This window comes from Carboxylicivirga mesophila, from assembly GCF_018271975.1.
In the GTDB taxonomy this organism is placed as follows: domain Bacteria; phylum Bacteroidota; class Bacteroidia; order Bacteroidales; family Marinilabiliaceae; genus Carboxylicivirga; species Carboxylicivirga mesophila.
In genome coordinates this window covers 49,181-71,810 of record NZ_JAGUCN010000017.1, presented here as the reverse complement: position 1 = coordinate 71,810, position 22,630 = coordinate 49,181, and the positions used below count along the sequence as shown (strand labels likewise).

The window sequence follows — 22,630 nt, the reverse complement described above, 5'->3', positions numbered from 1 at the left end:
GTTATGAGAAAGAATTTTAATATATATTTTAAGGTATTTCTTTTCAGTATTATACTGATAGGCTGTTCAGAGGAAGATATTACCAAGCTTCCGGTAACAGCAATATTCGATGATCAGTTTTGGACATCGGAAGAGCAAGTTATACAAGCAGCAAATGCTGCACATTTCGACTTGGATAATGTTGGTCAATTACAATGGGATGCTTTAACGGAGGTAATGTTTAGTCAGTCAGGTCCTAATGCTGAAATATCAACAGGTGCATTAAACCCAGGGGCATCAATGGTAAATAGTTTATGGACAAGTGCATATAGCTCTATCAGAAATGCCAACTGGTTTTTAGATAATGTTGGTAAGGCAGGACTTGATGAATCTAAATTAGATAAATATAATGGCCAATGGCGCTTTATAAGAGCTTGGGCACATTATAAGCTGATGTACCAATATGGAAATGTGCCTATTGTTGACAAGGTTTTATCTATTACAGAAGGTAAGGTAAGCCAAAAACCCAGGGCTGAGGTGTTGCAATTTGTATTAACTGAGTTAGATAAGACTATCTCAGAATTATCGGCTTCAGATTATACACCTGAGCGTGGTAGAATTAACAAATGGGCTGCTATGGCATTAAAATCAAGAATCTTGTTGTATGAAGGTACACTTGCCAATGACAACACGATGCTAGATGAAAGTGCCAAGATGGCAAAACAGATAATAGATCAAGGGGGATTCTCTCTTCATGGTAATTATACAGAACTGTTCAGACCTGAAGGAGAAGACAGTGAAGAAATTATCTTGGCTAGGATTAATGCAGACCTGGAAGGTCAGTATCATTCTCTAGGCCAATGGTTAGGGCCAATTAGCTTTCATGCATCATGGAATATTTTCTCACCAACAATGGCACTGGTTGAAAGATATCCTGATATTAATGGAGTACCTATAGCTTCTAGTCCGATTTATGATGCTGATAAACCATTTGAGAACAGAGATCCTCGTTTAAACCAATCTATTTTTGATTGGACTAAGGATGTTGAATATGAAGGGGCTATGTTTATTAATGGCGGTACATGGTTAAACTTTAGAAAGTTTATAGACCCAAGTGAAGAGGCGGAGCAGCGTAGTCATGTTGATCATATCATTTTCAGGTTAGGAGAGGTTTATTTAAACTATGTTGAAGCAAGTAATGAACTAAGCGGTCCATCTCAGGATTTGGTTGACATTATTAATGAACTTAGAGAACGTGGAGGTAAAGGTGCTGCTGTAGATGGTTCAGATATTGTTGTTCCACCAATTGCTTTGGCAGGTTTAACTAAAGATAACTTTAGAGATATTATTAGAAATGAAAGGATTATTGAACTTGTTGGAGAAGGTATTTTATACTATGATTATCATAGATGGAAATTACTGGAAACAACGATGAACCAACCTGCAGTAGGAGTTGTGCCTCTCGAGAATCGTGTGTTTACTGCACCTCGCGATTATTTATGGCCAATACCTGAATGGGAGTTAATAAATAATGAAAACTTAGATCAAAACCCTGGTTGGAACTAAAATTTTTTTTTCGATTGTTCTAATGGATTTTAACTGAAAGCTTTTCATATAGGTGTATTTAAAGAGATGGCCATGTAGTAATGAGGTCATCTCTTTTTATTAGTTACTAGTGGTTAATAATTGCATTGCTTGGATAAATAACAAATAGATATAGGATAAACTTTAAAATTAATGAAAATGCATTTTAAAATTTTGACAGTAGCATTATTGTTGCTGGTTATGAATGGCTGCAAGGCCAAAAACAGTGTGGAAGAGCCTGTGGAAGTCGTGGCAAAACAGGTGCTTAGTCGTGTGGTTGGTAAAGCTAATGCCGACGTTTTTGCATTTAAATATGTTGAAGGACAAGGTAATGATGCTTATTCAATTAATGTAGCTGATGGAAAAGTTGTGGTAACGGGCAGTTCACCCACAGCTCTTTGTCGTGGTGCCTATGATTACCTGCGTAACAATTGTCATTCAATTGTTAGCTGGTCGGGTAACCATATTAATATTCCCGAAACCTTACCGCTTGTTGACAAAACGGTGCAGTCGCCGTTTAAATACCGGTATTATTTAAATACGGTTACCCATGGGTATACCACACCCTACTGGGATTGGGAACGATGGGAGAAAGAGCTGGATTGGATGGCAATGCATGGCATGAACATGCCATTAATTGCGGGTGCCCATGAAGCTATTCTTTATCGTGTATTCGAAAATCTTGGCTTGAATAATAATGAAATTCTCGATTACTTCTCAGGGCCTGCTCATTTTCCATGGAACCGAATGGGTAATATCGGAGCTTGGGATGGCCCTCCGCCTGCATCTTTCTTTGATAAACAAATTGAATTAAACCACAAGATGCTAACGCGCATGAAGGAGTTGCAGATGGAGCCAATCGTGCATGCTTTTGCGGGTTTTGTACCCAAAGGCATCAGCCGGTTATACCCCGATGAGAAGGTACGTGAACTCGGATGGGGTGGTTTTGATGAGAAGGTGCATATTCTCTCTCCTGAAAGTGATCTGTTTGTAAAAATTGGCAAGATGTACATTGAGGAATGGGAAAAGGAGTTTGGCAAAGGAAAATATTATTTGGCTGATAGTTTTAATGAAATGGATGTGCCATTGAGCGATGATCCTGTAATAGCCAATAATGAACTTGCGGCCTATGGCGAAGTAGTGTATAAACCAATTAAGGAAGCAAACCCGGATGCTGTTTGGGTGATGCAAGGCTGGACATTTCCTTACCACCGTGATAAGGATGGTAAGCTGTTCTGGACGCCTGAACGCTTGAACGCCATGATGTCAAAAATACCTGACGATAAGCTGATGATTCTTGATATGGCTAACGAATACAATGCCTTATTCTGGAAAATTGATTATTCATGGGAAATGTATAAAGGCTTTTTTGGTAAGCAGTGGATTTACTCATTTATCCCTAATATGGGGGGCAAAGTACCATTGAATGGTGTGCTGGATTTCTATGCCTCAGCACCAAAGCAAGCATTACAGTATGAAAATAAAGGACAGTTAATAGGTTTTGGATTTGCACCTGAAGGTATAGAAAATAATGAGGTTATCTACGAACTGCTTTCTGACTGGGGGTGGCGTACTGATGAAATAAACCTTGATGAGTGGCTGGAAATGTACTCCAAAGCTCGCTATGGTGCCTATCCTGATAAAATGAAACAATCGTGGGATTTACTAAGGAAATCATGTTTCGGTACTTTTACAGATCATCCGCGTTTTCGCTATCAATTTCGTCCGGGACCAGGAGGGAGTGGAAGTGTACATCAGTCTGATACCTTTGAGCAAGCCGTTCAACTTTTTTTACAATGTGCCGAAGAACTTGGAGGCAGCGAACTGTATAAATACGATGCAATTGAACTGGGGGCACAATTGATGGGGCTTAGGGTTGATGAAAAACTTCATAGCGCTGGCACTCTTAAAAAGGAGAAACGCTATGCTGCCTATGAAGAAGCTATTGCCGATATGCTCTTTATTGATCGCTTACTGGCTTCACATCCGAACCATAAACTTCAAAATTGGGTTGATTTGGCAAGGGGCTTTGGAAGCACAACTGCCGAGAAACAATACTACGAAAGTAATGCCAAGCGTTTAAATACGACGTGGGGAGGAGGTGTAAATGAATATGCTGCACGAACCTGGAACGGATTAATCGGCTCCTACTACGCCAAACGCTGGGAGTTATGGTTAGAAGCTGAGAAGGAAAACAGAAAATTTAATGTCCTGGAATGGGAGGAGCAGTGGATTCAATCTGAATATGAAAATGAGACTATTCCATTTGATAACCCTATTCAGGAGTTGCTTAGGTCTTTGTCTGAATAAGCGATAATCATTGCAGGTACTATAGATAGTCTTAATCGTTGAGTGTTTAACTATTAAAGTTTTAAATGGTAAGAAAGAAAGTTTGCTAGCTTTGTAAAGCTGAGCAAACCTTTTTCTTACTGTTTGTATAATGCGTTAGTGACTCTTTGTTTTATTGTGTTAATAGAAAGATGTTTTTATTGACTTTGTAGGGTGTTTGCTTCAAAAAAGTAATATCAATGGGGATGAAATGTATAAGTTTTATTAATGTGTCAGGTGCTTTTATTAAAGCAGGCTTTAGGAGGTTTAAGTATATACCGGTTTTAGGTTTATTGTTTATTTTTCTTTGCTCGTTTAGTAGCCCCAATGAACCAAATTCGGTATTAGCTGCGGCGAATAATCTCATCGAGCGGGTCATTCCAGGTTATGCCACTCAATTTCACTTAGAAGTGATCGATAGTGAAAATGGCAAGGATGTTTTTGAAATTGATACAGTGAACAACACGATCGTTTTAAGAGGGAATAATCAGGTTGCCATCGCCTCTGCTTTACATTGGTATCTGAAATATACCTGTAATGTGCATGTCTCATGGTGTGGTACTCAAATGAACCTGGCCCAAAAGCTGCCTCTTCCAACTCATAAACAGCGTAAAATAATAGATGCGGAATACCGGGTGCATTTCAATTATTGCACCTTTAACTATTCTGCATCGTGGTGGGACTGGGAGCGCTGGCAATGGGAAATTGACTATTTAGCCATGAATGGTGTTAATATGCCGCTTGCTATAGTAGGCCTTGAAGGTGTGTGGTACAACACCTTGCTGAAGTTTGGATTTGATGATGAGGAGGTGAGAAGTTTTCTGGCTGGACCGGCCTATCTGGCATGGCAGTGGATGACTAATATACAAAGCCATGGAGGCCCCCTGCCTAATAGCTGGATTGAAGCGCATATAGAGCTTGGGAAAAAGATAATTGACAGATACCATGAACTGGGGATGAAACCTGTTCAGCAAGGGTTTACAGGGTATGTTCCACGGGCTTTTATGGATAAATATCCTGATGCAAAAATTCTCCAGGAATATGAATGGTGTGGTATTGAAGGAACAGCACAGCTGGATCCTCTTGATCCTCTTTTTAAAGAGTTTGGTAAGGCCTTTATGCAAGAGCAGAAGAAGCTGTTTGGTGCTTATGGCGTGTATGCGGCAGACCCTTTCCATGAAGGTCACCCACCAAAGAATACAAAAAAATATATGAATGAAGTAGGGCGGGCCATTAACGATTTAATGACAGAATGTGATCCTGATGCTTTATGGGTCATGCAGGCTTGGACAATACGTGAAGATATTGCTACAGTGCTGCCTAAGGACCGGTTGCTGATTCTGGATTTGAATGGTGAGCGATGGTCTGAACTAAATAATTTCTGGGGGTATAACTTTGTGGTGGGAAACCTGCACAACTTTGGCGGGCGTATTAATATGCATGGCGATCTTAAATTACTGGTATCTAACCAGTATCAGCAGTCGAAAACAGCAGCACCAAATGCCGTTGGGAGTGGATTGTTTATGGAAGCGATATTTCAAAATCCTGTGTATTACGATTTGGCATTTGAAATGAGTTTTCATGATGGCGCTATTGATTTAAACGACTGGCTCTTGAATTATACCACTCGGCGGTATGGTGCATCATCCATAAATGCCGCCAAAGCATGGCAATTATTGTTGGATGGACCCTATAAACCGGGTACAAACGGGGTCGAGAATAGTTCTATTATAGCAGCAAGGCCATCGTTAACACACAAAAAATCAGGACCCAATGCCGGTCTGGACATTCCTTATAACCCTAAAAATGTTATTCAAGCTTTAGAGTTGCTTTTAAGTGAATCGGGCAATATTAAACAATCCGACGGGTACCGGTTCGACCTTGTAGACTTGCAACGTCAGGTGCTTTCCAACCTGGCACAAGAAATAGACAAAAAGATTACAGAAGCCTATTTCAATAAAGATCTGCAGGCATTCAGAAAACATTCGGCTTGTTTTCTGGAGTTACTTGTGGATGTAGATAGAGTGGTAAGCACAAGGGACGAGTACAACTTTGGCAAATGGGTGGCCGATGCCAGAAAGTGGGGACGCACTGCTGAAGAAGGCGATTTGTATGAGTATAATGCTTCGCTGTTGGTTACTCAGTGGGGAGGCACTATTTTCGATTACTCCTGGCGCGAATGGGGTGGCCTCATAAAGGGGTATTACATGCCCCGGTGGTTGAAATATTTCGAAATGCTGGAACAGCACCTTGAACAAGGTGATGAATACAATGAAAAAGACCTGCCAACAACCCATGGTCGGATTGCCTTGCGGGCCAACGGGTTTTATGCAGCTTTAGACGATTGGGAGAAAGCATGGATTAAAAGTAGAAAAGAGATGCCTTTAGGGCATCAGGAGGACGAGATTGAAATAGTGGAAAGCATTTTTAATAAATACAGGTTACTTCTGGAGGAGTACTATTAACCAGTTGTTTAATACAAGAAACATATGAAAAAGCATCTGTTTATAATTGTACTGATAGTGTTTTTGTGCTTGGACTTAGTTTACTCTCAGCAAATACCAATGCCTACCAAAGCTCAATACCAATGGCACGAGCAAGAGCGCATCATGTTTCTACATTTTGCGCCTACCACCTGGAGTGAGGTGGAGCAAAATGACCATACGGTTTCTTTAGAAAGGGTTAATCCTCAAATGCTGAATACTGATCAGTGGTGCGAAGCTGCACTGGCCTTTGGAGCTAAAGAGATTATTTTTGTTGCCAAGCATAGTGGTGGTTTTTGCTGGTGGCAAACAACTACTACCGAGTATGGCGTACGCAACACTCCTTATAAAAATGGGAAGGGAGATGTGTTAAAAGAGCTGTCAGTATCCTGTAAAAAATACGGGCTTAACCTTGGGGTCTATGTCTATCCAGGTGACAGAACATGGGGTGCCATGATTGGAAGTGGGGGCAAAACAAAAGATCCCACCAAACAGGAAGCCTACAATAAAGTGTTTCGGAAGCAACTAACCGAGGTGCTATCCAATTATGGTCCTATCACAGAGGTTTGGTTCGATGGAAGTTGTATTATAGATGTTTCAGATATTCTAGAAACGTATGCCAAGGATGCTGTTGTTTTTCAGGGGCCACAGGCTTCATTACGATGGCCGGGAACAGAATCCGGAAAGCTGTATTATCCGGCCTGGAATACGGTTATGCGTGAGGATCTGCAAACAGGTGTGGCAACTCAGTTGCATGGCAATCCTAATGGGGATACCTGGGCGCCTCTCGAAACCAATACTACCTTATATGATCATTATTGGTTCTGGTCGCCAAAGAAAGTTAAAACAAGAAAATCCCTTCAAGAATTAATGGATTGTTATTACCAATCAGTTGGGTATGGAAGTGTTTTCTTGTTAAATGCCTCACCCGACACAACCGGATTAATACCTGAAGGTGATATGGCAAGGTATCGTGAGTTAGGTCATGAGATTTCAAGCAGGTTTGAGCGCCCAATCGCTAAGCTCGAGGCAGTAAGAGGTCATGAGATTGTGTTAGACCTGAAGGGGATGAAACGGGTCAACCATATAGTCACTATGGAGGCATACCAATATGGCGAGCGCATTCGCGAATACATTGTAGAAGGCTTAACCCCTAATGGCTGGAAAAATCTATGCGAAGGAATTTCGGTAGGAAGAAAAAAGATTGACTATTTCGAACCCATTGAAATTTCTAAAATCAGGTGGCGAATTACAAAATCCGTTGGTGAACCAATAATACGCTCGGTATCTGCATATATGATACAGGATTTTGTTGCTCCTGTAAAAAAATCGATGAACGTATATTCGAGACCTAAAGTGGTGGCTGACTGGAGAGAGGATGACATCCACAACAAAACAGGTCGCTTAAGCATCAATCTAAAAGATAAAATCAATGTTCCGGGGCAATATATGCTAACGCTTGTGCCCGATAGTAAGAAGTCGGTTAATTTGATAGGAGCAGAAATGTATTACGATGGTGAAAAAGCAATAGAACAGCTAATTCGAATGAAAGGTGATGAAGTGTACATCAATCAAACTGCTCAAATAACTGATAATCGGGATATAGTTATTCAGCTTAAATTTAAAATGAATAAACCTTCTGGTGGTCTTGTTAGTTTTAAGCCAATCCTGATTCATTAGTTCATTTTTGAAGGACTAAGACAATCAATTTGTTACGTAGGAGAATATGCATAAAAGTATGCCTTATTCCAGGAAATAATTTCTCTAACTTATTAGTGTGATATGTTACTAAAAAAAATACTCTTAGCGGGGCTTATTATGCTGCCCTTTATAACAATGGCTCAACATGAGGACATGGGTCTTATTCCGCAGCCTTATCAATTAAAAACGGAATCGGGCCATTTCAAAATAACTGGCGAAACTGGGCTTGTTATTGGAGTACATCCGGACTTGGCTTTCGAGACCAATTACCTGGCACAACAGATAGAGATGAAAGCAGGATTTAAATCAAAGGTGGTGGATAGCAACCTGCAGCAAAAGAATTGCATTTATTTGGGATATGATGATAAGTTAGCAGATCCAGAAGAGTATACTATCAGAATTGATTCTGACAGAATTGAAATAGCAGGCAGCGGCCAGCGTGGGATTTTTTACGGGATTCAAACCTTGGTTCAGCTAATATGGAACACGGAAACAGAACAAGGTGATATAACGTTACCAGGATTGTTTATTCATGATCGTCCCCGCTTTGCCTACAGGGCTTTGATGCTGGACCCGGCAAGGCATTTTTTATCAGTAGACGATATTAAGCGGTATATCGATGTTATGGCCATGTATAAGTTTAATCACCTACACCTGCATTTGTCTGATGATCAGGGCTGGAGAGTTGAAATAGAAAAATACCCCTTGTTGGTTCAAAAAGGGTCTTTCAGAGAAGAGACCGACGGTGATGGAAAACCACACTCCGGGTATTACAAAAAGGATGAACTAAAAGAGTTAGTTGCTTATGCTCAGGAGCGCTACATAACCATAGTACCAGAGCTGGATGTGCCAGGACATAGTGTAGCGGCACTATCTGCTTATCCGGAATTCACCTGTTTCCCAAAAGCATTAAAAGTAAGAACTACACCCGGAGTTTCAAAAGATCTGTTTTGTGCAGGAAATGATAAAACCTTCACATTTTTGAGAGATGTAATTTCAGAAATGGCCGAAGTATTTCCGTCTGATAAGTTTCACCTGGGAGGTGACGAGGCTCCGCTCGATCATTGGAAAGAATGTTCCAGGTGCCAGGAAAAAATAAAGGAAAAAGGATTAATTGATGAGCATGGCCTTATGAGCTACTTTTTTAGCGAGATGAACCAAATCTTAAAGGAGCATAATAAACGCCCGCTATTCTGGTATGAGTTGGATGTGCCACAATACCCCGTAGGAAGCACAATGTATGCCTGGAGGGGAGGCCTAACCCCCGAAGTCATCACTAAAACACGTAATGAAGGTTTTCCCCTTATTTGTAGTCCGGGCGAGCATGCCTATTTTGATTATCCTCAGGCCAGGGGTGAAGAAACATGCGATTGGATGGCTTACTTGCCTTTACGTCAGGTTTATAAGTTTGATCCTGGCTATGGCTTACCAGCCAATGAGCAGGCGCATATCATTGGTGTTGAGGCCACGTTGTGGGGAGAATACATAAAGGATATCGACAGGGCTTTTTATATGACCTGGCCGCGCGGAATGGCACTGGCCGAGGCCGGATGGTCGGAGATGAATAATAGAGATTGGCAATCGTTTATGAAAAGACTGGAACCCAATTTAAACCGACTACATCAGCAAGGTGTTAATTTTAGGATGCCTGATAAGTTGAATAAAAAATGAAAGTAGGAATGCATTTGATATTCCCACAGGAGCATCCGGTTTAAGGGGTGAGGGGTATTAATGGAAGCTTTGCAGCTTAGATTTTTATTGGAGTAGTTATATTGGAGAGCTTAATGATTTGGCAGATTCTCTGCCGGATATTACATATAACATGAAGGCTAAATATATGGAGTGGCATACAGAAATGGACCTTCCTGAGTTAAAAGAATAATACATAAACTAATATTTTATTATGAATCTTAATGTACGTATGGCTATAGTTTTAGTCATGTTTAATGTCATAGTTTTCGGACAAAATCACAGAGATTTCAACGGGGCAATAACGTCTCAGCCAGCCCAGCGATGGGAAGAAGCCATGTTAACCGGTAATGGGAATATGGGAGCAATGATGTATGGAAACCCTGTAAACGAGACCATTGTTATCAACCATTGTCAGTTGTTTTTAACCCTTGGTACAAAAGAGTTTGTACAGGATTTATCGGGCGCCATGCCTGAAATAAAAAAGGCGGCCTTGGATGCCGGGAGAGATGGCCCTGCCGTAGTGCATGAAATGATGAGAGAAATGTCAGGGCAAAAAATCAAATGGACCGACCCGTTTCATCCGGCATTTACTTTTCATATCGATGCCGACAATCAGAACGGAGCAATAACGGATTATCAGCTCAGTGAGGATTTTACGAACGGCGAATTGTGCGCCTCGTGGAAGAATGAGGAAGGTAAGTGGCTGCGCAAGATGTTTATTTCTCGTACCGATAACGTGGTTGTAATGGAAATAAGTGGCCCCAAAGGAAAAGTTGGCGGAAGCTTTTCGATGAAAATGGGTCATGAGCTGATTGATGTGGACATGCATACATCCAATGGTGAAATTGCATCACATGTGACGTATGTGAATGGCAAAGGTGGTTACGATAACCTGGTGCGCATAATTCCTGCGGGAGGAATCATGAGTTCCGATGGCAATGCAATTAAGGTTAAAGGTGCCGATAAACTCACAATTTTAATGCAGGTCGAGCCATGGCGGGCACCACTTCCGGAAACACAGAGTGAAGTGTGGGCTTTCTCCCCCAAGCATCCCGATTTTATAAATGGTTATTCAAAAAATAAACTTGAGGCAATAGCAAAGAACCTGGATAAACTGGCTGTAGATTACAATTCGTTGTTTGCAAGCCATGCTCTGGTTCATAACGATTTGTTTTCAAGGGTTAGACTAAAACTTGACAATGGATCAGAGAAGCAAATTACCACTCAGGAGATGCTGAAAAAAGCGGCTCAAGATGGCAGCTTGTCGCCCGCTTTGGTTGAAAAATTATACGATGCCTGCCGTTACCTGATTATTTGCAGTACCGGTACAAATCCGGCAAACCTGCAGGGAATATGGACTGGTACCTGGCAGCCAGAGTGGAGTGGTGATTATACGCTTGATTCAAATATTCAGCTTGAGATACAGTCGTTGATGAGTTGCAATATGACCGAATTGATGGAAAGCTATTTCCGGCTCATTGAATCGTGGTTAGTTGATAGCCGTTTAAATGCCCAAAAACTATTTGGCTGTCGTGGAATTGTGTCTAACCCGAGGGCATCAAACACAAACCTGTTCATACATTGGGGAAGATGGCCCGGCGAACAGTCTATTGGCACGATGGGCTGGATGCTTCACTTTTTCTACGATTATTACCGCTTCACCGGCGATAAGGATTTTCTGAAAAACAGAGTGGTGCCAATACTTAAAGAAAACGTATTGTTCTACGAGGATTTGCTGAAAGATACAGAAGACGAGAATGGAAAATATACTTTCTGGATTTCATATTCACCCGAGCAGGATCATTTACTGTATGCCAACTCCACCTTCGATATATCTGTGTTAAAATCAGTTTTGAGCAACCTGATTCAAGCCTGCGAAATACTCGACATTGAAGCGGAAAATATACCTGAGTGGACAGCAATGTTGAATAAACTGCCAGATTATCAGATTAATGATAAAGGCGAGTTGAAAGAATGGGCGTATGAAGGAACACAGGAAAACTACAACCAGCGACATCATTCGCATCTGCTGCCCTTGTACCAGTTTTGTGAATTCGACAAAGAGAGTGATCCGGTGTTATGGGCAGCTTCTGAAAAGGCTTTTGAAGGCAAAGAAAAAGGATTCCTTAACAATTGGAAAAATCCTGATAGTAATCACATCACTCATGGTTTAATGAACCAGGCTCAATGCGCAGCACGTTTGCGCAGAGCCGATGTGGTTAACGAGGTTTTGTCGCGTTTGGTTTGTAAAAAATATGTCTACCCGAGTTTTATGATTTCCTATTGGCCCGATAACAAAGGCTATGGTTTTGACCCGGTTGGTACGATCCCTGATGTAATCAATAATTCGTTAATTTTTGCATGGGATGGGAAGCTCGATATATTACCGGCACTCCCCGAAGGATGGGAAAAAGGTTCCCTGGAAAAAGTGCTTTTGCGCGGACAGTTGCAGGTTGAAGAGCTAAAGTGGGATGTGAAAAAAGAGCAGGTTAATTTAAAAATTACCTCAAAAGTAGAACAGGCAATCGAAGTTCATCTACCCAAAAGGTTTAAGAAGATAGTGATTAATGGCAAAACATACAGCCATAGTTCAGAAAAGCTAATGTTAAAACTGTAGCTAGTTACTTAGATGCACCAATTTATTTTGGGTTTAAATGTGAAGTGATTTAAACAATAGATAAACAAATTGGTGGAAATCATTTTTGGAGAAAAGATGCTTCATTCACATAAAATATTAATTCCTATGAGATTAAGTTTTTTAGTAGTTAGTCTTTTAATCAGTACAATTGCTTGTACGCAAGAGACTGATTTGATATTCAAAGTCGACAGTAAAACCTACCTTGATAAACACGATATAGTTTATAAAACACCCGCCTATGAGGGCTTTGAGGGCCTTCCGATAGGAAATGGCGATTTAGGAGGCATGGTTTGGTCCAGCAAAAATGGGTTGGAGATCCAAATAAACAAAAATGACTTATTTGATCAGGCCAATGAAGAGGCCGGAGCTACGTTGCGGGGTGGTGCCAGGTTAAGTATCGACTTTGGGGCGCCTGTATTTGATTGGCTGTATCTCGATGATTATGATGGACGCTTATCGCTTAAAAATGCTGAAGTAACAATGCGGTCGTTAACTCCTTTTGGCCAAAGTGATGTCACTACATGGGTGTCGGCCGATAAAAATGTATGGTTTGTTGAGCTTAAGTCAGTTAATAAGAACCATAAACAAACAAAAATAAAAGCAGCACTGGAACGTATTGGCAGTCGGGCTTTTCCTGGATGGTATGGCGGATACACCAAAAATACAGACATAGGTATTGGTAATACAGAATCCATGATAATTGGTAAAGACATTGTGCTGGAAGAGCATCTTGATGGATTGGATTTTACGGTAGCTTGCCGGTTGCTTGGCACCCCGGCCCAGGCAGAATTGATAAGCTCCAATAAAGCGGAACTAGGTACCGGACTTAATGAAGCGCATACGATAACATTAATGGTTGCACTGGTGACATCAAACGAATCAGATGCCCCTACAAAAGAGGCTGTCAGGCTGTTAGATGAAGTGGAGAAAGTAGGTGTTGATCAAGATAAACAGGCACATCAGAACTGGTGGAAATCTTTTTGGGATAAATCTTTTGTACATATTGATGAGGATTATTTCGAAAACATATATTACTTGCGTCGTTATTTGATGGGCAGTAGCTCAAGAGGAAAATATCCCGTGGTTTTTAATGGGGGTTTATGGACATGGAACCATGACGTTCGTAATTGGGTAACCCCGCACCACTGGAACACTCAGCAACAATATTGGGGATTGGCTGCGCAAAATGATTGTGAGCTGATGTTACCATATGTAGATACTTATTTCCGGTTGATGCCTCAAGCTGAGAAACATGCAAAAAGGCGTGGTGCCGATAATGCAGTTTTATGGAGTGAAGCCCATGATTTTTTTGGTAATATGGCTTTTTGGAATCGTGGTGATATGATCAATAATTTCACACCAGCCAGCCAGATTGCCGGTTTCTTCTGGCAATATTTTCAATATACCTGTGATACGACATTTTTAGAACAGAAAGCCTACCCATTTCTTAAAAAAACGGCTGAATTCTATGTTGAAACGTTACAATGGGATGCGTCAAAACAAGAGTTTTTTATCTTCCCATCTCAACCATACGAGAGTCCGCGTACTAATGAGGTTAAAAATTCCATAACAGATCGAAATATGATGCTGTCTGTCATGTCAGCTTGCATTGAATCGGCCGGAATATTAAAGGTAGATGCCGACAAGGTGAAAGGTTGGGAGCATATCATTAATCACCTTTGGCCGATACCTTTCAGAGAAGAGCCAGGCGTTGGTGAGGTGATGCAATTAGGTTATAACCCGGATGGGTCGATTTATCCGGCTCAGGAGGAATATGGCAGCTGGACTAACCATTTCAGTGCTAATACATCATTGGTTTTTCCTGCTAACCAAATAGGCATTGAGGATAAAGGTTCGAGGGAATATAATGCAGCTGTTAATGTGGTTAAGCATCACGCACCATTTGTTAACGCCATTTCACCTGATCCCATTGTGTCAGCCAGGCTTGGATTAGGAGATGTGGCTGTTGAACGATTAACCAATCAGGTTAGGAGGTTGCAACATTTCCCGCAAGGACTTTTTTATAACATTGACCATTGGTATTATCTATCGTTATACGCTGATTCTGTGACGACACCTGATATCACGGTGCAACGCGACTATATATATGATAAGAGGTGCAAGTATGAAAAGGGCCATCCAACTGAACCATTCATTCAGTGTGGGTTAGAGCCAATGAGTATTTTTGCGTCTACCATTAATGAAATGTTGCTTCAAAGTAACGAAGGAGCAATCAGGGTGTTTCCTGCCGTTCCGGAGGGATGGAGCCCTGCCTTTAAGCTGTTGGCTCAGGGAGGATTTTTAGTTGCTTCTGAACTTAATAAAAGTGGTGTGGTTTCGGGTATTGAAATTGAAAGTCAGAAGGGGAATAGATGTAGAGTTGTCAACCCGTGGAGCAACAAAGTAGTAACTGTTACAAGATTGAGACATGATGGTCGAAAAATAAAGTCTGAAAAACTGAAAGGTGGAGTGATTGAATTTGAAACTCAGAAAGGAGCAACCTACCTTCTGTTACCTCAGGGTGAGAAGTTGACAAATATAACCACCTATATGTCAGAGTCAAATAGTGGATTGAAGGTGTTTAAGGAAGCCAGTATTGGAAAGGAACGTAATTATTAATGATTCTATCGTTTAGTTAGAGTGCAGCCTTGTCTGAAATCAGACAAGGCTACACTTTTAGTATCATAAGAACAAAAAAATATAAATTTAGACCAATATTATATAAATAATTTCAGTTTTTTTTCGTTTACTTTGTCACAGAATTAATTAAAATGCTAAAAAAGGTCAGTCATATTGTAATGGTTCTGTTGTTGTTAGTTGCAACAACGGGATTGACTGTATCCAAGCATTTTTGTCAAGGGAGTTTAGTAGATGTCAATATTTTTGGCGGAACAAAGACCTGTTGTGATGATAACGAAACTTCAGAGTGTTGTGATAATGAATTTAGTCACTTTGAGCTCGATGAAAATTTTGTAATCGCAGCCAATGATATCGAACTTCAGGAGGTAACATTAGAACTACTGTTCCCTTTTATTCATAGTATCGTCATCAATGAAGTTGAAAGACTTGATATTAAATTGGTGAGTTTTAATCCACCACCTCCTCAAGAGGTACTTGATTTTCTTTCTGATATACAAGTGTATCGTTTGTGATTTTTCGATCTAATTATTAATTGACCCGACTGACATAATCTGCTGTTAGTTGTGTGAAATCAATAACTATTTACGAATTATAATCATAAATGAATTGATATGCTTAATTCTATCATTCGCTTTTTTCTTGAGAATAAGCTGGTTACATTTTTAGTATTGCTTGTTTTCATAAGCTGGGGGATAATAACATCCCCATTTGGTTGGGACACTGGTATTTTGCCAACAGATCCGGTGCCTGTTGATGCCATACCTGATATTGGTGAGAATCAACAAATTGTATATACAGAATGGCCAGGTCGTTCACCTCAGGATATTGAGGATCAAATTTCATATCCTCTAACTACGTCACTATTAGGAATTCCTGGGGTAAAAACTATTCGTAGTAACTCCATTTTCGGACTATCTAGTATTTATATCATCTTTGAAGATGATGTTGAATTTTACTGGAGCAGAACACGTATTCTTGAAAAGCTCAATTCATTACCAGCTGGCACATTACCATCTGACGTAGCCCCGGCTTTAGGACCTGATGCTACTGCTTTAGGACAAATCTATTGGTACACACTTGAAGGGCGTGATGAAAAAGGAAATCCGGCAGGAGGATGGGATCCTCATGAGCTTCGGACTTTACAGGATTTTTATGTGCGGTATTCATTAACTTCAGCAGAAGGTGTTGCAGAGGTAGCTTCCATTGGCGGTTTTGTTAAAGAATATCAGGTTGATATTGATCCCAATGCTATGAAGGCTCACAATGTGACCATTGCCCAAATCATGTCGGCAGTAAAGAATAGCAACCTTGATATTGGAGCAAGAACCATTGAGTTTAACCGCGCCGAATATTTAGTAAGGGCTCTTGGTTACATAAAAAATCTGGAAGATCTCGAAAAGAGTGTTGTAACAGTTCGTGATAATGTACCAATTCGTTTGAAAGATGTAGCTAAGATTAATTTTGGTCCGGCTACAAGGCGAGGAGGGTTAGATAAAGGTGGTACTGAAGCAGTAGGAGGTGTTGTTGTGGCTCGCTATGGTGCCAACCCGCTTAAAACCATTGAAAATATGAAGGCTAAAATAGCCGAGATTGAACCTGGGTTACCATCCAAAACACTCGCTGATGGTACTGTATCAAAGGTGACTATTGTACCTTTTTATGACCGCACAGGATTGATCAAAGAGACCTTGGGTACATTAGAGGAGGCTATTACACTGGAATTACTAATTAGTATTCTGGTAGTTATTGTATTGGTATTTAATTTAAGAGCCTCATTTCTTATTTCCAGTTTGTTGCCCATAGGTGTGTTAATCACATTTATTACTATGCGTCAGTTCGGAGTGGATGCTAATATTGTAGCTCTTTCAGGTATCGCTATCGCTATTGGTGTGATGGTGGATGTAGGGGTCGTTTTTGTTGAAAATATTATAAGACACATAGAATTGCCTGAAAACAAAGGGGCAAAAGGAAAGCAATTGTTAAACGTAGTTTATCAGGCAACTACAGAGGTGGCGGGTGCTGTTATTACGGCCTTGTCAACTACTATTATTAGTTTCTTGCCAGTGTTCGCCATGGAGGCTGCCGAAGGTAAATTGTTTAAGCCACTGGCTTTCACAAAAACCTTCACAATGATTTCGGCATTATTGATTGGTTTGATAATTATACCAACTTTGGCACATCTGGTATTTTCAATAAAAATTGATAAGCAACGCTATCAACGTATGGGTAACTTTATTATGGTTGCCATGGGTGTAGTCTTATCAATTGTTTCAGGTAATTATATAGCCTTGGCTATTTCTGCATATGGTATTAATGGTTTATTAGCCTACCGCTGGAGAGAGCATCAGAAGAAATGGATAAACCTGATTAATATTGCCATTACGATTGTCGTTGTTGTTTTCTTTCTGACAAAGGCGTGGATGCCGCTAGGGGCACAAAACAGTATGTTTGCTAACTTCTTGTTTGTCATAGTTGTTGTCACCGCTGTTTTAGGTAGTATGTCATTGGTAGTGGTCTTTTATCACCGCATCCTGCACTGGTGTTTAAACAATAAATTGACTTTTTTATCAGTGCCTATCTTTATTGTTTTGTTTGGTGTCACAAGTTGGCAAGGGTTTAATTCGTTATTTGGTTTTTTACCACAGTTTATAAAAAACACAGATACATATGTATACTTAGACAATAAACTACCTGGAATTGGTAAAGAGTTTATGCCCTCGTTGGATGAAGGTACATTTTTATTGATGCCAACCACTATGCCACACTCTGGTATTGAAGAAAATTTAGAAGTGATTCAAATTCTGGACAAACAGCTTACATCTATACCCGAAGTGGAGTCTGTTGTTGGTAAATGGGGACGTGTTAATTCGGCCTTAGATCCTGCGCCTACTTCAATGTATGAGAATGTTATAAACTATAAACCGGAATATATTCTGAATGAAAAAGGACATAGGTTACGATTTAAAACCAATAAAAAGGGTGAATTTATTCTGAAGGATGAAACTACGTATAATCCTAAAACGGAAGAATACCGCTTAATTGTTGCTGATGATTTAATCATAGATAAGAATGGTGAGTATTACAGGCAGTGGCGTGATGAAATCAAAACGCCTGATGATATCTGGAATGAAATAATCAGTAGAAGTACTATTCCTGGGCTAACATCGGCCCCTAAACTTCAACCCATTGCTACACGTTTGGTAATGTTACAGACAGGTATGCGTGCTCCTATGGGCATCAAGGTTTATGGTCCGGATCTAGAAAGTATTGAGGTGGTTGGTTTCGAGCTTGAAAAGCAGTTAAGAAATGTTGAAGGGGTGCAGGGCATGTCTGTTTTTGCTGATCGGGTAGTTGGTAAGCCCTATCTTGAAATGGAGATTGAAAGGGATGCCATTTCAAGATATGGACTAACAGTTAAGAATTTACAAGATGTTATTGGTAGTGCTGTTGGTGGTATGCCACTCACAACAACGGTTGAAGGTCGTGAGCGATTTCCTGTTCGTTTAAGATACGCCCGTGAGTTCAGAGATAATCCGGAAGACTTACAACGCATATTAATCCCTACTCCATCAGGGGCTCAGGTGCCATTAGGTGAATTGGTTACACTGCATTACGTAAGAGGGCCACAGATTATAAAAAGTGAGGATACCTTCCTGGTTGGATATGTGATTTTCGATAAGAAAGAAGGTTATGCTGAAGTAGATGTGGTGGAGAATGCACAGGCTTACCTGAAAGAAAAAATGGAAAAAGGGGAGTTTAATCTGCCTGCCGGAGTAAGCTACAAATTCACAGGTAATTATGAAAATCAATTGCGTGCCACAAAACGCTTAATGATTGTGATACCAATTTCACTGATAATCATCTTTCTGATACTGTATTTTCAATTCAGGTCGGTTGTTTCAACAAGCCTGATATTTTCAGGTATTATTGTGGCATTATCGGGAGGTTTCATTATGCTCTGGTTATATGGTCAACCATGGTTTATGGATGGTTCAATAGCCGGAATACATTTACGCAACTTATTTCAGGTGAGCACCATCAACCTGAGTGTTGCGGTTTGGGTTGGGTTTATTGCCCTGTTTGGTGTAGCTACTGATGATGGTGTATTAATCAGTACTTACATCAAACAACTTCAGGATGAGCGAATGCCTAAAACCGTAAAACAGGTGAGGGCCTTGGTTTTGGAAGCAGGCACCAAGCGGGTACGTCCGGCAGTGATGACAACTGCAACAACTGTTATTGCGCTATTACCAGTATTAACTTCTACAGGTAAGGGATCTGATATAATGGTGCCTATGGCCATTCCACTATTTGGAGGTATGACCATTGAAGTACTGACGATGTTTGTGGTGCCTGTATTGTACAGTATGTGGCAGGAAGCAAAAGTAAAAAAGATTAACCCTGAAAAAGCGTAAGACATGAGGAGCATTAAGATTTATATACTATTTGTGCTATTAGGTTTGTCAGGTATGACACAGGCACAAGATGAGCTCAACCACTATCTGGTGGAGGCCGCGGAGAATAATCCTGCTTTAAAAGCGTCTTTCAATAAATACCTTGCGGCTCTTGAAAAAGGGCCACAAGTGGGTACACTACCCGACCCGCAATTAGCTTTCGCTTATTTTATTCAACCTGTTGAAACCAGAAATGGGCCGCAAGAATTTAAGTTGTCAGCGACACAAATGTTTCCTTGGTTTGGCACATTAAAAGCTAAGGAAAGTGCTGCCATAGAAGAAGCTAAAGCTTTATATGAGGTTTTTGAAGAAACTAAATCTAAATTATTTAATGAGGTTAAAGCCAATTGGTATAACCTGTATTTCAACAGTAAGGCAACTAATATTACGTTGGAAAACATTGATATACTGAATACTTTTAAAAAATTAGCCATAGTTAAGGTTGAGGCAGGATTGGTATCGGCAGTCGACCAATACAGGATTGAAATGGAGATTCATGATTTGGAAAACCAACTGGCATTATTGAGGGATAAACAAGATGTGTTGGAGGTTACCTTCAATAATCTACTGAATTCAAAAGATAAAAAGACCATTACTTTTCCTTCAGAATTGTGGACAACAGACATTCTGTATACGAAGGAAGCTATACTGGATTCTATTCAAATGAAGAATCACCAGCTTTTAAGCATTGATTTACAAAAAAGTGCATTGGCATTTAAAAAGCAGGTAGCTAGAAAACAAGGTGCACCATCTTTCAGTCTTGGAATTGACTATGTTTCTATTGGGAAAGGTGAGAATAACCTATCAGGCAAGGATGCAGTGGCATTTCCTATGGTAGGATTAACTATTCCTCTGTATAGAAACAAATATAAGAGCATGGTGCAGGAAGTTATTTACCTTGAAGCAGCGAAGGATTATGAACGTGTTGATAAGGTTAATGTTCTCGAAACAATTTTTGAAAATTCCTGGAAAGACTATCGGGATGCTCATCGCCGAATTGACTTGTTTGAAAGGCAATTGAGGATTGCACGTATATCGCTGAAATTATTAGAAACAGAATATGCTTACGCCAACAAAAATTTTGAGGAAATATTGCGTATGGAAAGACGCTTGCTGAAATATAATCTTGAATTAGAAAAAGCTAGAGCCGACAAGCAAGCTGCGATTGCGTTTATCCATTATTTAATGGGAAAGTAAAAGCGATAATTTTAAGATCAGATGGCAAGACTTAAGACCTTAAGGTTAATGTAATAAAAGGTGTTTGATGTATTGACTATAAAACAATAATGATGAAAACAATAATTCAAAATATAAAAAGCAATTACAAGCTAATTCTAAGTGTATTAATAATAGGTATAGTAATTGGATGGATAATCGCACCATCAGGTGATGGTAATAAAGCTGGTGATGCAAAGATAAGTGATGTAGAAGAGGCAACAGTATGGACATGTTCTATGCATCCACAGATTAAGCAGGATAAACCTGGATTATGCCCTATTTGCGCTATGGATTTAATCCCATTATCATCGATGGGAGGAGGTGGTGAGAATGCTGATCCTAACGAAATTGTGATGAGCGAATCGGCAGCTAAATTAGCAGAAATTCAAACTTCCATTGTAACTGTTGGTGAACCGGAAAAATCTATTTTTCTTCAGGGGAAACTACACATTGATGAAAGGCGGATTGCGCAATTAACAGCCCGCTTTGGTGGACGTATTGAGGAACTGTTTGTCAATTTTACAGGACAAGAAGTACGAAAAGGACAGAAATTAGCCACCATATACTCTCCGGAGTTAGTTAGTGCGCAAAGAGAGTTAATTGAGGCCTTCGAATTTAAAAAGGACAATCCATCTTTATATAAGGCGGCGAGAGCTAAACTGGAAGCTTGGGATTTATCCGAGAATCAGATTAATAAAATTGAAGCTTCGCGTGAGCCTGAAGTATATTTTGAGGTATTGTCTCCCATCACAGGAACTGTTACTATGCGACAGATTGCTTTAGGAGACTATGTAAAAGAGGGTACTATCTTATTTAAAGTGGCTGATTTAACCAATTTATGGGCAATGTTTGATGCTTATGAAACTGATTTACCATGGATAAAACTTGGTGATAAGGTAAGTTTTACTTTACAAGCTTTACCAGGTGAACATTTTGAAACCAAAGTCAGTTATGTTGACCCTGTTATTAATGGTAAAACGAGAGTAGCGAAGGTGCGGGCTAATGTTGAAAATAAAAATTTGCGGTTAAAACCTGAAATGTTTACTAATGGAGTTCTTGAGTCTGTGGTTGGTGATGCTCAGGAGGTTGTAATGATACCTAAAACGGCTGTTTTATGGACTGGCAAAAGAGCGGTGGTATACACCAAAGTTCTAGAACGTGAATCTCCGACATTCTTATACCGTGAAATTGTACTGGGACCTGAAGCCGGTGCTTATTATGTGGTAAAAGAGGGGCTAAAACCCGGCGAGGAGATTGCAACGAATGGCGTATTTAAGATTGATGCTGCAGCTCAGTTGGTTGGATTGCCAAGTATGATGAATGTTATAAACACAGAGAGTTTAAAGGGTGAAGAATTCATCGTTGCCGGGAATTGTGAAATGTGTCAGTCTAGAATAGAGAAAGCGGCTAAGTCTGTGTATGGAGTAAGTTCTGCTAGTTGGGACGTGAATACAAAAAAGATTAATATTCAGTTTGATCCTGAAAAAACTAGCCTTCACAATGTACATCAAGCTATTGCCAAAGCTGGCCATGATACAGAAATGATTAGCGCAGATGATGACGTATACAAAAAATTGCCAGGGTGTTGTTTGTACGAAAGATTGGATAAAAGTATAAATGAATCATCCAATAATACTGATCACGCCATGATACAAGTGGCTGGAGTCTGTGATATGTGCAAAGAACGCATCGAAACGGCGGCTTTATCGGTTACTGGGGTAACCAGTGCTAATTGGAATGCTGATAAACAAGAGTTGCATGTCAATTATCAATCGAAAAAAGCCACTACAGAAAAAATACAGGAGGCTATAGCAAAGGTTGGTCATAATACAGAAAAGTACAAAGCAGAAGATGCTGTTTATAGTGCATTGCCAGGATGTTGCCGGTATGTACGTAATAAGTAATTAATCATC

General features: G+C 40.1%; 11 protein-coding genes. All 11 read left to right on the top strand.

From position 1 onward, the window contains the following. Window positions 1–3: 3 nt before the first annotated feature. A complete protein-coding gene (locus KEM09_RS14720; protein WP_212229442.1) occupies window positions 4–1,545 on the top strand; it encodes a RagB/SusD family nutrient uptake outer membrane protein in 1,542 nt (513 codons plus the stop codon). A gap of 177 nt (window positions 1,546–1,722) precedes the next feature. Next, on the top strand, window positions 1,723–3,873 hold the full coding sequence (locus tag KEM09_RS14715; protein ID WP_212229441.1) for an alpha-N-acetylglucosaminidase: 2,151 nt from the start codon (window positions 1,723–1,725) through the stop codon (window positions 3,871–3,873). 224 nt (window positions 3,874–4,097) lie between these two features. Continuing rightward, entirely contained in the window at window positions 4,098–6,356 is a 2,259-nt protein-coding gene (locus KEM09_RS14710) for an alpha-N-acetylglucosaminidase (RefSeq protein ID WP_212229440.1), read from the top strand. A gap of 24 nt (window positions 6,357–6,380) precedes the next feature. Then, window positions 6,381–8,054, top strand: coding sequence for an alpha-L-fucosidase (locus KEM09_RS14705; protein ID WP_212229439.1), 1,674 nt, complete (start codon window positions 6,381–6,383; stop codon window positions 8,052–8,054). Between the two features lie 156 nt (window positions 8,055–8,210). Continuing rightward, a complete protein-coding gene (locus KEM09_RS14700; protein ID WP_212229438.1) occupies window positions 8,211–9,746 on the top strand; it encodes a beta-N-acetylhexosaminidase in 1,536 nt (511 codons plus the stop codon). Between the two features lie 232 nt (window positions 9,747–9,978). Next, window positions 9,979–12,384 (top strand): glycosyl hydrolase family 95 catalytic domain-containing protein, encoded by a 2,406-nt coding sequence (locus tag KEM09_RS14695; RefSeq protein WP_212229437.1) that lies wholly within the window; start codon window positions 9,979–9,981, stop codon window positions 12,382–12,384. A gap of 126 nt (window positions 12,385–12,510) precedes the next feature. Further along, a complete protein-coding gene (locus KEM09_RS14690) occupies window positions 12,511–15,024 on the top strand; it encodes a glycosyl hydrolase family 95 catalytic domain-containing protein (protein ID WP_212229436.1) in 2,514 nt (837 codons plus the stop codon). A gap of 152 nt (window positions 15,025–15,176) precedes the next feature. Next, window positions 15,177–15,557: an HYC_CC_PP family protein gene (locus KEM09_RS14685; RefSeq protein ID WP_212229434.1), complete on the top strand. Its 381-nt coding sequence runs from the start codon at window positions 15,177–15,179 to the stop codon at window positions 15,555–15,557. A 99-nt stretch (window positions 15,558–15,656) separates the two neighbouring features. Then, on the top strand, window positions 15,657–19,460 hold the full coding sequence (locus KEM09_RS14680) for an efflux RND transporter permease subunit (RefSeq protein WP_212229432.1): 3,804 nt from the start codon (window positions 15,657–15,659) through the stop codon (window positions 19,458–19,460). Window positions 19,461–19,463: 3 nt separating this feature from the next. After that, a complete protein-coding gene (locus KEM09_RS14675; RefSeq protein WP_212229431.1) occupies window positions 19,464–20,696 on the top strand; it encodes a TolC family protein in 1,233 nt (410 codons plus the stop codon). A 92-nt stretch (window positions 20,697–20,788) separates the two neighbouring features. Next, the gene (locus KEM09_RS14670) at window positions 20,789–22,621 is read left to right on the top strand and encodes an efflux RND transporter periplasmic adaptor subunit (protein WP_212229430.1); all 1,833 of its coding nucleotides are present in this window, start codon (window positions 20,789–20,791) and stop codon (window positions 22,619–22,621) included. The last annotated feature ends 9 nt before the right edge of the window (window positions 22,622–22,630 follow it).